11 protein-coding genes and 1 pseudogene are annotated in these 14855 nt (G+C 49.4%); 8 read left to right on the top strand and 4 right to left on the bottom strand.

The genetic code is table 11. The features are described 5' to 3' along the window. The first annotated feature begins 35 nt into the window (after window positions 1-35). Genes dapA through F5I99_RS12030 form a run of 4 tightly spaced genes read left to right on the top strand, consistent with a single transcriptional unit; the run spans window position 36 to window position 4060 of the window. On the top strand, window positions 36-911 hold the full coding sequence (gene dapA / locus F5I99_RS12045) for a 4-hydroxy-tetrahydrodipicolinate synthase (protein WP_151059155.1): 876 nt from the start codon (window positions 36-38) through the stop codon (window positions 909-911). Then, window positions 908-2323, top strand: coding sequence for an outer membrane protein assembly factor BamC (gene bamC, locus F5I99_RS12040; protein WP_225307395.1), 1416 nt, complete (start codon window positions 908-910; stop codon window positions 2321-2323). The genes dapA and bamC overlap by 4 nt, the downstream gene beginning before the upstream one ends. A 59-nt stretch (window positions 2324-2382) precedes the next feature. After that, window positions 2383-3096 (top strand): phosphoribosylaminoimidazolesuccinocarboxamide synthase, encoded by a 714-nt coding sequence (gene purC / locus F5I99_RS12035; RefSeq protein WP_151056326.1) that lies wholly within the window; start codon window positions 2383-2385, stop codon window positions 3094-3096. Window positions 3097-3112: 16 nt separating this feature from the next. Next, entirely contained in the window at window positions 3113-4060 is a 948-nt protein-coding gene (locus F5I99_RS12030) for a 2-hydroxyacid dehydrogenase (RefSeq protein WP_151056324.1), read from the top strand. 16 nt (window positions 4061-4076) lie between these two features. Here the strand turns inward: F5I99_RS12030 and F5I99_RS12025 are convergent, their stop codons facing one another. Together F5I99_RS12025 and rlmD are read right to left on the bottom strand one after the other, a co-directional pair. Beyond that, entirely contained in the window at window positions 4077-4697 is a 621-nt protein-coding gene (locus F5I99_RS12025) for an RluA family pseudouridine synthase (protein WP_151056322.1), read from the bottom strand. Then, complete coding sequence (rlmD, locus tag F5I99_RS12020) at window positions 4694-6034, bottom strand: 23S rRNA (uracil(1939)-C(5))-methyltransferase RlmD (RefSeq protein ID WP_151056320.1); 1341 nt, start codon at window positions 6032-6034, stop codon at window positions 4694-4696. The genes F5I99_RS12025 and rlmD overlap by 4 nt, the downstream gene beginning before the upstream one ends. A 165-nt stretch (window positions 6035-6199) precedes the next feature. Between rlmD and nfuA the strand changes: the two genes are divergently transcribed. The 4 genes and pseudogenes from nfuA (at window position 6200) to F5I99_RS12000 (ending at window position 11763) form a co-directional block, all read left to right on the top strand. Further along, window positions 6200-6793 carry a Fe-S biogenesis protein NfuA gene (gene nfuA / locus F5I99_RS12015; protein WP_151056318.1) on the top strand — a complete coding sequence of 198 codons (594 nt, stop codon included), beginning with the start codon at window positions 6200-6202 and terminating at the stop codon, window positions 6791-6793. A 149-nt stretch (window positions 6794-6942) separates the two neighbouring features. After that, complete coding sequence (lon, locus tag F5I99_RS12010; RefSeq protein WP_151056316.1) at window positions 6943-9387, top strand: endopeptidase La; 2445 nt, start codon at window positions 6943-6945, stop codon at window positions 9385-9387. A 127-nt stretch (window positions 9388-9514) separates the two neighbouring features. Then, window positions 9515-9796: pseudogene (locus tag F5I99_RS12005) on the top strand (HU family DNA-binding protein); the annotation flags it as partial. A gap of 86 nt (window positions 9797-9882) precedes the next feature. Then, window positions 9883-11763 (top strand): SurA N-terminal domain-containing protein, encoded by a 1881-nt coding sequence (locus F5I99_RS12000; RefSeq protein WP_151056314.1) that lies wholly within the window; start codon window positions 9883-9885, stop codon window positions 11761-11763. Between the two features lie 26 nt (window positions 11764-11789). On the opposite strand, the gene F5I99_RS11995 is transcribed toward F5I99_RS12000, so the two are convergent. Both F5I99_RS11995 and F5I99_RS11990 read right to left on the bottom strand, forming a co-directional pair. After that, on the bottom strand, window positions 11790-13391 hold the full coding sequence (locus F5I99_RS11995) for an ABC transporter ATP-binding protein (protein ID WP_151056312.1): 1602 nt from the start codon (window positions 13389-13391) through the stop codon (window positions 11790-11792). 29 nt (window positions 13392-13420) lie between these two features. Beyond that, window positions 13421-14827, bottom strand: a complete 1407-nt coding sequence (locus F5I99_RS11990) for a two-component system sensor histidine kinase NtrB (protein ID WP_151056310.1) — start codon at window positions 14825-14827, stop codon at window positions 13421-13423. Between the last annotated feature and the right edge of the window lie 28 nt (window positions 14828-14855).

Below are 14855 nucleotides of genomic sequence, written 5' to 3'. Positions count from 1 at the left end.
GATCGTCACCGTTAGGTATAAATATGGAGAATAAGATGATTCGCGGCAGTATTGTAGCGCTGGTAACCCCTATGACCCTCAATGGAGATATTGACTGGGACGCGTTGAAACGACTGATTGAGTTTCATATTCAAAAGGGTACAGCATCAATTGTTGCCGTAGGCACTACCGGTGAATCAGCCACACTGAGCTGCAAGGAGCACACGGAGGCGATCGGCTTTATTGTTGATCAGGTCGCTGGCCGCATTCCTGTCATTGCCGGAACCGGTGCAAACTCGACGCGAGAAGCGATTGAGTTAACCCGTGGAGCAAAAGCGATAGGCGCTGATGCCAGTCTGCTGGTGACGCCTTACTATAACAAGCCGACTCAGGAAGGTTTGTATCAGCACTACTGTGCCATTGCTGACGCCGTTGATATCCCGCAAATGCTCTATAACGTACCGGGACGTACCGCCTGTGACATGTTACCGGAAACGGTTTTGCGCCTGGTGTCTGTGGCTAATATTATCGGTATTAAAGAAGCAACCGGCAATCTTGAACGCGCTAAGGAGCTGATTGACGCCACACCGGACAACTTTGCGGTTTACTCGGGTGACGATGCAACCGCGATTGAGTTGATCCTGTTGGGTGGTCAGGGCAATATCTCCGTGACGGCAAATGTGGCACCTGCCGAAATGGCCGAACTGTGTCGTCTGGGGCTTGAGGGGCAGGCTGATGCCGCCCGTGAGCTGCAACACAAGCTTATGCCATTGCATACCCGTTTGTTTGTTGAAGCTAATCCGATTCCGGTGAAGTGGGCGCTGGCTGAAATGGGGTTGATGCAGCCCGGTATACGTTTACCTCTAACCCAGCTTTCATCTCAGTACCATGAAGTGGTACGCCAGGCACTTAAAGACAGTGGTATTGCATGAATACAAATAGCAAGATGAATGTAACGCAAATATTTGCGTTACCCTTGATGGCTGTCGTACTGGTGCTGACAGGCTGTGGTTCGGTAAAAAATCCCGTCTATGGAGAACACGGTATCATCCGTGATCGTAGTCAGGATTATGAGCTTGCAGAAGCTGGACAGCGGCTGGAAATTCCGGCAAATATTCAGGCGCGCGAAACCCGTGAGCAGTTGGTAGTCCCTGATGTAGGCACTACAGCAACACGGATTCAGGGGCGCTTCCGGGCACCGCGGCCAGAGTTTTTCTATGCGGACCCCGGCTCAGATTTGGTTAACCTGCAGCGCTTGGACGGTGAGCGCATTATCATGGTCGATGAGCCTATCGCTGATGTATGGACCAAAGTGATCGATTTCTGGGATTACAACGGCGTACGGGTTGCACGAACCGATCCTCGCCAAGGGGTAATTGAAACTGACTGGATACGAACGGAAGGTGAGGACTACAACATCGTAGATCGCTGGATGCGACGTTTGACCTTGCAGACAATAGACGGCCCTGCTGAAAACAAGCTCCGGGTCACAGTGCGACCCGATCCGGATAATTATGAACGTACCTCCATTCGCATGAAGCATGTCCAATACCCGTCAGGCCAGGAACCCGAAATGGTTAACTGGGATAGAGGTGTGCCGGATATCAGCTATCAGAGTGATATGATGTTTGAAATGTTACGTTACTTCAGTCGTGCCTCTGAGCCAACCACTGCTCGTACTTTGCTGGCGATGGAGCAGCAGCGTGCCGGTCGTGCTGAGTTAGGTCGTGATTCGCGTGGTAATCCGGCACTTCGAGTTAATGCACCAGCTGATCGTGCCTGGGGGCTTATTGATGCGGCGTTTGATAAAGCCGAACTCGATGTGGGTACCCGAGATCAACAGGCAGGTATTTTTTACATGACTTATACCACCACTACGCAGGTAGAAGATACCAGTCGTAAGGGGTTCTTTGATTGGCTCTTCTCAGACCGTGAAGATATCACAATCGATACCAGCTTCCTCAGTTCAGCTATTGGGGGGCAATCAGATGATGATGAAGAAGAGATAAACTACTCCTCACGGGGCACGCTAACTTCGGCTGAACTGGCTGAACAGGGTGAAGTACTAACTGATTTGAATGATCCAAACAATCCGGCTAACCGTGAAGGCTATAAGATCTGGTTTGGTGGCCGTGTGATTTATGTGTTTGGTGGCAGTGGCCGCGGTGTATTCAATAATAATACCGGTGAGTATGAACACGTAGGTCGTTATCAGGTCAACCTGAACCGTACCCGCTCTGGTGTTATGGTTACGGTTCTGACTGAGGAAGGTATTGCGGCTCCGGCCGTCGTTGCTGAAGAAATACTCTGGCAAATCAAAGACCAGCTGCCGCAAACGCTGTAGATAACAGGCATTTAATTACTTTCAGCCCTTATTCATAGGGGTGTGTATTGGAGAAAAGAATGGAAAAGCGTGAAGCACTTTATGCGGGAAAGGCCAAATCTGTTTACACAACGGATGATCCTGATCGCATGGTCATGGTGTTCCGTGATGACACCTCAGCCTTTGACGGAAAAAAAGTAGAGCAGCTTGATCGCAAAGGTAAGGTTAATAATAAATTCAACGCCTTTATTATGCAGAAGCTGGAAGCCGCGGGTATTCCAACGCATTTCGAAGCCTTGTTGTCAGATAACGAGAGCCTGGTTAAGCGTCTGGATATGATGCCGATCGAGTGTGTGATCCGTAATATCGCGGCGGGTTCTCTGTGTCGTCGCTTGGGTGTAGAGGAAGGTCTGGATCTGAATCCACCCACCTTTGAAATGTTTCTGAAAAACGATGCTCTAGGCGACCCTATGGTGAATGAATCGCACATTGCGACCTTCGGTTGGGCAGAACCTGAGCATATTGAAACTGCCAAGGCGCTGACATTCAAAACCAACAGTGTGCTGAAAAAACTGTTTGATGATGCCGGGCTGCTGCTTGTTGACTACAAGTTAGAGTTTGGACTCGTTAATGGGCAGGTTGTGCTAGGCGATGAATTCTCACCTGATGGCTGTCGCCTGTGGGATAAAGAAACTCGCACCAAAATGGATAAAGACCGCTTTCGCCAAGGGCTGGGTGGTGTGATTGAGGCTTACGAAGAAGTCGGCCATCGTCTTGGAATAGATTTTGGTTGAAAGGTGGACTTGATTGATGCGTGCTGTATTCCTGGATAGTTTAAGCTTGGATGACCTTGATCTGACCCCCCTTGAAGCAGAGTTGTCAGAACTGGTTGTTTATCCTGGTTCATTACCAGAGCAAGTAGCCGAGCGAATCCAGGGCTTTGATATTGTTATTACCAATAAGGCGTTGTTGCCGGCTGAGGTAATTCAAGCGTCTGCTGCACTGAAGTTGATTTGTGTTGTTGCAACGGGTGTGAATAACGTCGATATCGAAGCAGCAAACGCGGCGGGCATTCCGGTATATAACTGTCAGGGATATGGTACTGGATCGGTCGCGCAGCATGTATTGATGTTAATGCTGGTTATGCATACCCGCTTTGTAGATTATAAAGCGGCAGTAGAGCAGGGGCGCTGGAATCAGTCGTCACAATTCTGTTTGCTGGATTATCCTATTCTGGAGTTGCGCGGTCGAACCCTGGGTATTATTGGTTACGGTGAGCTGGGTGCTGAGGTTAAGCGCCTGGCTGAAGCCTTCGGCATGAAGGTATTGATTGCTGCCCGACCCGGTACTCAGGCAACGCCGGGACGCTTGCCCTTAGCTGAATTGTTGCCACAGATCGATGTATTAAGTTTGCATTGTCCTTTGACTGAAGCGACCCGCGATTTGATTGATGCTGATGCGCTGGCACTCATGCCATCGGGGAGCTATCTGGTAAATGCGGCGCGTGGTGGTATCGTCAATGAAACGGCCCTGGCTGATGCGCTTCGCTCTGGTCACTTGGCAGGTGCGGCAACGGATGTATTAACCGCAGAGCCACCGCAAAACGGTAACCTGTTATTGGATGCGGAGATACCTAATCTGCTGGTTACCCCGCACTGTGCCTGGGGTAGTCGCCAGGCGCGTGAAACCATTATTCGCCAGACCTGTGGCAATATTCAGGCCTGGCTGCAGGGAAGCAACCAGCGTCGCGTCAACTGATTCTGGCCTTTGGTGCTCAGAAGGGGCAGGGTGAGGCAAACTCCATCCATTGGCCGCTAACGGGATGCTCTAGTCCCAACTGATCCGCATGCAGCATCATGCGTTCATGGCGGCTGTGCTCGGCTTCTTCGGTATAAAACACATCTCCCAGAATCGGATGGCCGATAGCCAGCATATGCACCCGCAATTGATGTGATCGACCGGTATGCGGGTAGAGTAGCATTCGACTGGCATTATCCTGCTTATCAATACATTCCCAGTGTGTTAGCGAGGGTTTTCCTTGTTGGTGATCAACCAGCATACGTGGGCGACGTTCCCAGTCAGGGCCCAAGGGAAGGTTTATTTCACCGCCTTCTCCGCTAATTTGTCCAGCCACCAGTGCCTGATAGCGTTTCTTGGGAATGCGTTCCTGAAACTGAATGCTCAGTGCCCTGTGTGAACCTCGGTTTAAGGCCAGCACCAACAGTCCTGAGGTGGCATAATCCAGTCTGTGTACAATACGGATGGTAGGAAATTCAACCTGCAGGCGACTTACCAGGCAATCTTTTTTTTCTTCACCGATACCAGGCACAGACAGTAGATCGGCTGGCTTTGATACCACCACCATGACGTCATCGGCATAAAGGAGTTCAATCATGTGTTTCTCTCAAACAGTGCCATGGATTCTATGTGCGACGTATTGGGAAACATATCCAATACTGAAAAACGTTGTAAACAGTAACCTGCTTCCAGCAATACGGCTGCGTCCCTGGCGAGGGCTGCAGGGTTACAGGCAATGTAGAGCAGCTTGGCGGGTTTGAGCTGCAGGAGTTGTGGAAGTAATTCGGCTGCGCCGCTTCGGGGTGGATCCAGCAGGATCAAATCTGCCTGTCCTTGACGAAACCAGGTGCTGGCTTTGATAGGCTGGCTAAGGTCCGCACAATAAAACTCGGCATTGTTGATGCCATTACGCACAGCATTCTGACGCGCACGTTCAACCATGGTCAGACTGCCTTCTACCCCTATCACCTGTTTCAGATGGGGAGCTAGCGGCAGTGAAAAATTACCCAGACCACAAAACATATCCAGCAGAACCTGATCAGCTTTTGGGTTTAACCATTCCTGCGCGCGTGTAATCATGGCGCGATTGACGCTGGCATTCACCTGCAAAAAGTCTCCCGGCAGAAAGTGCAGCCGAGTCTGGTGGTTGGCTAGGAAGCTCAGTTCGGAGCTGGGAGATAGTTGCGTCAGTTGCTGTTGATTGTCTTCAGTCCAGGCTGACAACTGCAGTTGTGCTGCAATGGCGATCAGGCGTTCTTTTAACTGTTCGGAGGCTGGCCGGGTCAGTCGAAAGCGCAAGGCTCCTCCGGTATCGCCCAGGCTGACCAGCACCTCGGTTAGGTGACGTAAATCACTCAGATCATCCAGATACGCATGCAGAATGCTGAAGAGTTGATCCAGACGTGGATCTAGAACCGGGCAATGGTCAATATCCATCAGCTTGGCAGATTGGCGACGGCGAAAACCTGTGAGAAGTGCGCCATCACGCTGACGTTGATTGATACCAATACGGGCGCTGCGCCGGTAACTGGTAGCGGCAGAGATAATGGGTGCTTCAACAATAACGGGGGTACAATCAGCAAAGCGTTGCAACTGGTCCAGCACTAATTGCTGTTTGATTTCGGGTGCGCGCTCAGGATTCAGATGCTGCAGGTCACAGCCGCCGCAGCTATTGTAATGCGGGCAGGCGGGTGGCACTCTGTCGCTACTGAAATCAGTAATATCGATCGCATCGGCTTCATCGTAGCGTTTATAGGATTTCTCAAGCCTGACGCTGACTCGCTCACCTGGCAGAGCGTTGCGTACAAACAGAGTCTTCCCCTGATAACTGGTAATGCCGCGACACTCATGACTGAACCGATCCACGACAAGTGGCGTATCGATGCTGTGTAGTGGCCGGTAGGCTGGTTTTGAGCGCTGTTGTTTTCTGGGCATGTTATTCTGAAAAAAAGAAAGGGATTATAGCCTATTTTAAAGCCGAGCGCGGCATGGATTAACGAATTTAAAGTTGCCAACATAATATCCGATTAATTTACTAGGAATTGATTTCGGTGTATGCTGTCTGGCATATATCCACGATGCTTGTGAGTGTGAAAAACTATGACAATTACCGTAACAGATGGTGGTCAGGAATACTTGGCCAGCTTGCTTGAAAAACAAAACGTCGAAGGTATGGCTGTACGGCTTTTTGTTACGCAGCCAGGGACGCCCTATGCTGAAACTTGTCTGGCCTATTGTCGACCCGATGAGGTCAATGGTGATGATGAGGTCATGGAAACGACTAAAGTGCGTTTCTACCTTGAGCGTAATAGCCTGCCATTTCTGGAAGAAGCGACTATCGACTTTGCCGAAGATCGCATGGGTGGGCAGCTGACTATTAAAGCTCCCAATGCCAAGATGCCGAAGGTGTCAGCCGATAGTCCATTACAGGATCAGATAAACTACATACTCTACTCGGACATTAATCCGGGTTTGGCAGCGCATGGTGGTGAGGTTAAGCTGATTGAGTTAGTCGAAGAAGAATCAGGACAGATTGCTATACTGCAGTTTGGCGGTGGTTGTCAGGGGTGCAGTGCTGTCGATTTAACTTTAAAAGATGGTGTTGAAAAAACCTTGATTGAACGGATTCCGGGTTTGGCAGCCGTTAGAGATGTTACTGATCATAGCAACAGGGCAAATGCGTATTACAAATAAATTGTCTGGTTTTATCGACGATACCTAGGGGGCCGTATAGTTGAGTATCACTGTACGGCTTGTTTTTTTCAGCCCTGTCCCCATAGACTGATACTATCCAAAGAGCACAGCTCAAACCGAGCGCGTGCGCAGCACAGAGGCACAAAATTATGGATCACTTTGAAGCAAAAGATGACACTGCCAGTAGTGGTCGCGTTGCTATTGAGCTTCCGGTTCTCCCTTTGCGGGATGTGGTTGTTTATCCGCATATGGTTATCCCGCTGTTTGTTGGCCGGGCAAAATCAATTCGTGCCCTGGATAATGCTTTGGCACAAGATAAACAGATCGTTCTGGTGGCTCAGAAAAGTGCATCTGAAGATGAACCGGTTGCTTCTGACCTGTTTCATGTAGGCACAGTAGCAACCGTATTACAGATGCTTAAGCTGCCTGACGGTACGGTTAAAGTATTGGTTGAAGGTGAGTACCGTGCACGTATTGCTTGCCTCACAGATAACGATGAGTGCTTCTCAGCCAGCCTTGAAGTGATGGTTACGGAGCTGGCAACAGATGCGGAAAGTGATATTTATAAACATACCGCACTGGATCAGTTTGAACGTTTCATTCAGGTTAATAAGAAAATACCTGCTGAGGTATTGAACTCTCTACAAAATATCGATGACATTGGCCGCCTGGCGGATACCTTGGCTGCGCATATGGCGCTCAAGCTGGATGAAAAGCAGAAGGTTCTGGAAATGCTCAGTAGTCGTGAGCGTCTGGAATATCTGATGGCCAAAATGGAAGCTGAGATCGACCTGGTTGAGGTTGAAAAACGCATCCGTGGCCGGGTCAAAAAGCAGATGGAAAAAAGCCAGCGCGAGTATTACCTGAATGAGCAGATGAAGGCAATTCAGAAAGAGCTCGGCGATATGGACGAAAGTGGTGGCAGTGATATGGATGAGCTGCGCCGACGTATAGAAGCGGCTGAAATGCCCGAAGATGCGCTGAAAAAGACCCTTGCCGAACACAAAAAATTGCAGATGATGTCACCCATGAGCGCTGAAGCTACAGTAGTGCGCGGTTATATCGACTGGATGTTGCAAATACCCTGGAAGAAGCGCTCCAAGGTCCGCCTGGATATGCAGCGTGCGCAAACCATTCTGGATGAAGATCACTTTGGTCTGGATGAGGTAAAAGAGCGCATTGTTGAGTATTTGGCGGTACAGAAACGGGTCAAAAAACTCAAAGGGCCCATTCTTTGTCTGGTAGGGCCTCCGGGGGTCGGTAAGACCTCATTGGGTAAATCCATCGCGCGTGCCACGAATCGCGAATATGTGCGTATGGCGCTGGGTGGTGTGCGTGATGAAGCAGAAATACGCGGACATCGCCGTACCTATATTGGCTCTATGCCGGGTAAGCTGGTGCAGAAAATCACCAAGTCCGGGGTGAAAAATCCGTTGTTCCTGCTGGATGAAATTGACAAAATGGGCATGGATCATCGTGGTGATCCTTCGTCGGCCCTGTTGGAAGTACTCGATCCTGAGCAGAACAACACCTTCAATGATCACTATCTGGAAGTGGATATGGATCTCTCGGACGTGCTGTTCATCTGTACCTCCAACTCGATGAATATTCCAGGGCCCTTGTTGGATCGCATGGAGATTATTCGTATTCCTGGCTATACCGAAGATGAAAAACTCAATATTGCCAAGAAATACCTGATCACCAAGCAGATGAAGCAAAGCGGGTTAAAAGCGGGTGAACTGGAGTTTACCGATGAAGCCATTCTGGATCTGATTCGCTACTACACGCGTGAAGCGGGTGTGCGTGGTCTGGAGCGGGAAATTGCCAAAATCTGCCGTAAAGCGGTACGGGAGTTTGCCCTAAAACAAATGACGACTGACCTGCAGCGCGTAACATCGGACAATCTTGAACATTATTCCGGTGTACATAAGCACAGCTACGGTAAGGCTGAAGAGGAAGACCTGGTTGGCCATGTCACAGGGTTGGCCTGGACTCAGGTAGGCGGTGAAATTCTCAGCATTGAAGCCGCTCTGGTGCCAGGTAAAGGGCGTCAGATACACACTGGTTCGCTCGGTGATGTGATGAAAGAGTCTATTCAGGCCGCGCTGACCGTAGTACGTAACCGTTCGCGGCAACTGGGTATTCGTGCCGATTTCCATGAAAAACACGATATTCATATTCACGTTCCTGAAGGCGCTACACCGAAAGATGGACCGAGTGCAGGTATTGGCATGTGTACTGCGCTGGTTTCAGTGCTGACGGGCATTCCAGTGCGCTCTGATGTGGCTATGACTGGTGAGATTACGTTGCGCGGGCAGGTGTTGCCGATTGGTGGATTGAAGGAAAAACTGCTGGCTGCTCACCGTGGTGGCATCACTACAGTAATCATTCCTGATGAAAATAAACGTGATTTAAAAGAAATACCTGAAAATATTAAGGCAGACTTGGACATAATCGCGGTAAAATGGATTGATGAGGTTCTGGATATTGCTTTAACCCAGGTTCCAGAGCCTCTTTCAGAAAGTGAAACCGAAATTGTCAGTAAAGAAGGTGGCAGTGTAAAAGCTGAGCCAGGACAATTAAGTACTCATTAATCGCCTGAAGCCCCTACAAAAAGGGGCTCTGCGGTTGACACAGGAATCTGTGTGTTGGTATAAAGTGGCCTGAAGCGTTACTGGGCAAACCACGCGAACAGAACAAAATAATGATGCATTTAAGGGGAACAATGTGAATAAATCTGAATTGATTGATGCTATTGCTGCGTCTGCTGATCTACCAAAAGCAGCTGCAGGTCGTGCATTGGATGCTACTCTGGAGGCTGTAACTAAAGCACTTCAGAACAATGAATCCGTTGCACTGGTTGGTTTCGGAACTTTCTCTGTTAAAGAACGTGCTGCCCGCACTGGCCGTAACCCTCAGACAGGTCAGCCTATTGAAATTGCAGCGGCTACGTTGCCAACTTTCAAGCCTGGTAAGGCTTTGAAAGATGCAGTAAATAAGTAAACTGACCTTTCTGAGCGAAGAAAGAAGAAAGCGCATTCGAACGGGTGCGCTTTTTTTGTATGACAACAATAGGTGAAACGTAAACAATGCTTCAATCCATCAGGGATAACTCAAAAGGTATTATTGCCAAGACCATCGTCGGTCTGATTGCACTGACATTTGTATTGTGGGGCGCTGAGTCATTGATCAGTCTGGGTTCCAAAGAAAAGCCAGCCGCTGAAGTCAATGGTGAAGATATTGCCGTCATAGATCTGCAACGAGGTGTTGAATTACAGCGCCGCCAATTGCTGATGCAAATGGGGCCGGATGCTGATCCGACACAACTGGACGATAATCTGATGGGGCGTCAGGTGCTGGAAAGCCTGATTGAACAAACCTTATTGATTCAATCAGCCAAGCGTCAGGGGTTGTTTTTATCAGAACAAATGCTGGATCAATTAATTGTATCCACACCCGAATTCCAGGTAGACGGTAAGTTTGACCGTAACCAATTTGAAATGGTTCTACGCAACGCTGGCTTGACGCCATTGATGTACCGTGAACTGCTACGCAAGGAAGCTCTGACCAACCAAGAGCGTGCTGCGTTCATTTTGTCATCTTTCAGTACGCCCGATGAGGTTGAGCGGGTTGTCCGGTTGGATCAGCAAAAGCGCGATCTGGCCTGGGTTCGGTTGCCATTGCTGCAGTTGTTGAACGAAACCAGCGTAACTGAAAGTGAAATTCGTGACCTCTATGAGCAACGCGCGGCTGACCTACAAACATCAGAGCAGGTTGTACTTGATTACGTCGTGCTGGATAAAAATGATTTTGTAGATCCGTCTCAAGTCAGCGATGATGAAGTGCGCGCTATCTATGAACAGATGTTGGTTGATTTTGTCAGTGAAGAAGAGCGTTCGGTTTCACACATTTTAATCGAAGTCACAGATGAGCGTGATGAGTTGGCGGCCTTGGCCAAGGCTCAAGAGCTGTCTTTAGAACTGGAAGCTGGGGCTGATTTTGCTGAATTGGCAGTGCAAAACTCTGACGACCCAGGATCAGCTGATCAAGGCGGAGCCATGGGCTATTTGGCCCGTGAGGCACTGGCTGATGAGTTTGCCGACGCTCTGTTTGCGATGACTGAAGTGGGGCAGGTTTCCGAGCCTGTGCAGACCGAGTTTGGTTTTCACTTAATCCGTCTGGATGGCCTGCGTCAGGCTGAGCAACCTACCTTCGCCGAATCCGCGTATGATTTGCGACTTGAAATTGCTGAGCGTAACGCTGAATTAGACTATGTTGAAAAAATGGAACGTCTGGCCGACCTGTCATTTTCTGCAGCCGATTTGATTGTGCCAGCCGAAGAGCTGGAGCTGGATATTGAACGCTCTGAGCCGATCAGTCGCGATGGTGGCCCTGGTGAATTAGGACGTAATTCGCGTGTTGTTGAGGCGGCCTTCAGTGATGACTTATTACGTGAGCGTCTTAACAGTTTGCCTATTGAGCTGGATCGGGAACGTACGGTTGTTGTGCGCGTTCAGGAGCACCTGCCAAGCCGTCAAATCACGTTTGAGGAAGCTCGTGATGAGCTGGAGCTCGAATTGATTACAGCGAAAGCTACGCAGCAGCTTGAGCAGCAGGCCTCTGAATGGCTGATTGCCTTGCAGGGTGGTGAAGCACTGGCACAACTGAGCGAGGATTACAGTTGGGTTGAGGTCAGTGATGCCGACCGAGGTGACTCGCGGGTGCCAGCAGAAATTCGACAGCGTGCTTTTGCTATGCTGGATGACCAGGCACCAGCGTTTGAGCTGATGCAGTTGCGTGATGGTAACTTTGCCATTATTCGTCTGGATGCGGTACACCAGAGTGATGTTGAGCTGAGCGCAGATGAAATGGCTGTGATGATGTCGCTGCTGGGCGCTACAAAAGGTCAACTGGAATACCAGAATCGCGTGGAAGGTCTGCGTAATTCCGCCACTATTCAGCGCAACTAGTTATTAAGTTAACTGAATAATCAGTCTCAGGCGCAAGGACGCGCCTCATTGCCGAAAGCCGCCAGAAAAAGCTCTCTTGTATAAGGGTGTTCCGGGTTCTGGAAGATGGCTTCAGTATCTCCTTGCTCTACAGCAATGCCTTCTTTCATCACCAGCAGTGTATGACTCAGTGCTCTGATCACCGCCAGATCATGACTGATAAACAGGTAGCTGAGCTGATAGCGTGCCTGCAGGTCCCGCAATAGCGCTATGATTTGTTTTTGCACCGTTCTGTCCAGTGCTGACGTGGGTTCGTCGAGGACAATTAGCTCTGGCTTAAGGACCAGTGCTCTTGCTATCGCAATGCGCTGACGCTGTCCTCCAGAGAATTCGTGGGGATAACGGTTGCGGATATCGGTGGGTAATCCCACATCCTCTAATGCCTGGCTTATCCGCCGGTCAATGTCGGCTTTATCGGTAATGCCATGAACTTCCAGACCTTCTGCGATGGATTCACCCACCAGCATGCGAGGGCTGAGACTACCAAAGGGGTCTTGAAATACAATCTGCATCTGTTTGCGGTAAGGCTTGATGGCTTTCTGAGCCAGCTGATTAAGGTTCTGGCCAGCAAATTCAATTCTGCCATCGGAATGAATCAGGCGCAGGATTGCCAGTGCCAGTGTGGTTTTTCCGGATCCTGATTCACCAACAATGCCCAGTGTTTCACCTCGATGCAGGGTCAGATTGATGTCGTTCACTGCTTTGTGATACCCGCTGACACGTTTAAATAATCCAGTGTGGATGGGAAACCAGACCTTAAGGGATTGGGTTTCCAATACCTTGTGCGAGTTGTCAGCAACGTCGGCAGGGCGTCCATCCGGTTCAGCATCCAGCAGCTTGCGCGTGTAAGGGTGTTGTGGCTGTTCAAACAGCACTTGGCAGGGTGATGATTCAACCTGTCGTCCCTGATGCATCACACAAACGCGATCTGCATAGCGCTTGACAACATTCAGATCGTGAGTGATCAGTAACACCGCCATATTTAGTTTCTGTTGTAAGCTTTTCAACAGCTCCAAAATTTGTTTCTGAATGGTTACATCCAGCGCTGTAGTGGGTTCATCGGCAATTAATAACTGGGGTTCGTTTGCCAGGGCCATGGCAATCATGACGCGTTGACGCAATCCGCCGGATAGCTCATGCGGGTACTGTTTAAGGCGTTTTTCCGGGTCAGGTATACCAACCAGTTCTAATAGCTCAATAATCCGTGAACGAGCTTGTTTGCGGCTCATGCCTGCATGCAGTTGAAGTGTTTCTCCGATCTGTTTCTCAACACAATGCAGCGGATTGAGTGAAGTCATGGGTTCCTGAAAAATCATGCTGATACGATTACCGCGAATCGCACGGATTTTTGCTTCACTGATCTGTAGCAGATCTTCACCTTGAAAGAGTATCTGGCCTTGAGGGTGGCTGGCCAGAGGGTAGGGCAATAATTGCAGCACAGACAGGGCGGTTACTGATTTACCTGAACCTGACTCACCTACCAGCGCCACACATTCACCAGGATGAATGTGCAGATTGATCTGGTGAACGACCGGGTTGTCGGCAAAGGCAACTGACAGGTTCTTGATGTTTAAAAGTGCTTTATCCATACATCCTTCCCCGTACTGTTGGTGACTGATCAGCTATCCAGGCTAAGCTGCATATGAAAGGTCGTGCCGGACTCCGTATCTGAGGTGACTGCCATATGGCCTTCGTGCTGTTCTGTAATGATGAAATAGGCAAAGGATAGTCGCTTGCCAGCTTCATTGATATGCGGGTTGGACTCATCGTTACTGAAGAAAGGTTCAAATAAGGCCATCTGCTCTTCATCTGAGAGGGGGGTGCCATTGTGGTTGATGCGTATCCACAGCGTATCATACGACTTGCTGACATGGATACGTATACAGGGTGCATAGGTGGTGAGATTGCTTTCTGTTATGGCATCAAAAGCATGCCGGAAAAGACTCAGAAAGGCTTGTTGTAATTCGATGTTATAACAGGGCAGGCTTGGTAGATTGTCATCATAGTGCCTGGCGATCTGTATATCGCTGAAACGAAAATTATGGGTTGATACCAGCACGTCACCGGCCAGTTGCAACGCGTGTTCGAGCAAGTCAGGCACCTGGGCTGGCATTTTTTTGTCGGTACGTTGACGCGCAAAGGTTAGCAGATTGTTGATGATTGCTGCGACATTACGTCCTTTGTCTGATGCATCGGCAAGCAGGTGATTCAGTCGCTCGATTTCCTGACTGGTTTCACCCTGAGTTTGCATGAGTTTGCCGGAGGTCAGCAAGCTTTGAAAGCTGCTCAGGTCAAATAATATGGCCTGCAAGGGGGCATTGATATCATGTGCCATGGTAGCTGCCAGCTCACCCATTGAGGCGATTTTATCGTTATGTACCAGCATGTTTTCAGCTAGAATTTTCTGAGTGACATCATCAATAAGAATGACAGCGCCGGGCTCACCCTGTCCCTGTAGCGGATAAATGGTAATGTTAAAATAATAGAGCCCGCTTTGGCTTTGTTTGATATACATCGGCTCATTAGAATTTAGAGCCTGCTCTATCTGTGCTGGCGTGATACTGATGGTGGGATAAATCTGCCAGAGATCCATGCCCAGTGCCTCGGCTGTAGAAACACCGGCTATTTCTTCAGCCTGGCGATTCCAATGAGTGATCTGTCCCTTATTATTCAGTCCGACCAGCATCAATGGTAACGAGCGCAGGATATTGGCAATGTAGGATTCAGAGGCCTTCAGCTCAACAGTTCGTTGTTCAACGCGCAGTTCCAGTTCATTTCGGATGAGGGTTAGTTCGCGGTTGGCACGATGTGCCTTGCGCCAGGTCAGCAAGAGTATCAGTGCAACAACTGAAAGGATGATGATTAATACGCCACTGGAAAAATTGGCTACATACTGCCAATTGGTAGTGCCACGTTCATCTTTAAAATATTGTCCAAGACCCAGGCTGGCGTGCAGGGCGGATGAGGGCAGCAAAAACAGAGCCGCTATGAAAAAATAAATAAAGCGGTTGACTGATTGCTGCATGAAACACTCTCTCCCAGTGCATATGTAA

It is taken from the genome of Nitrincola iocasae, assembly GCF_008727795.1.
GTDB lineage: Bacteria > Pseudomonadota > Gammaproteobacteria > Pseudomonadales > Balneatricaceae > Nitrincola > Nitrincola iocasae.
Note: the sequence above shows the minus strand (reverse complement) of the source record. Positions and strands in the feature narration are given on the sequence as shown.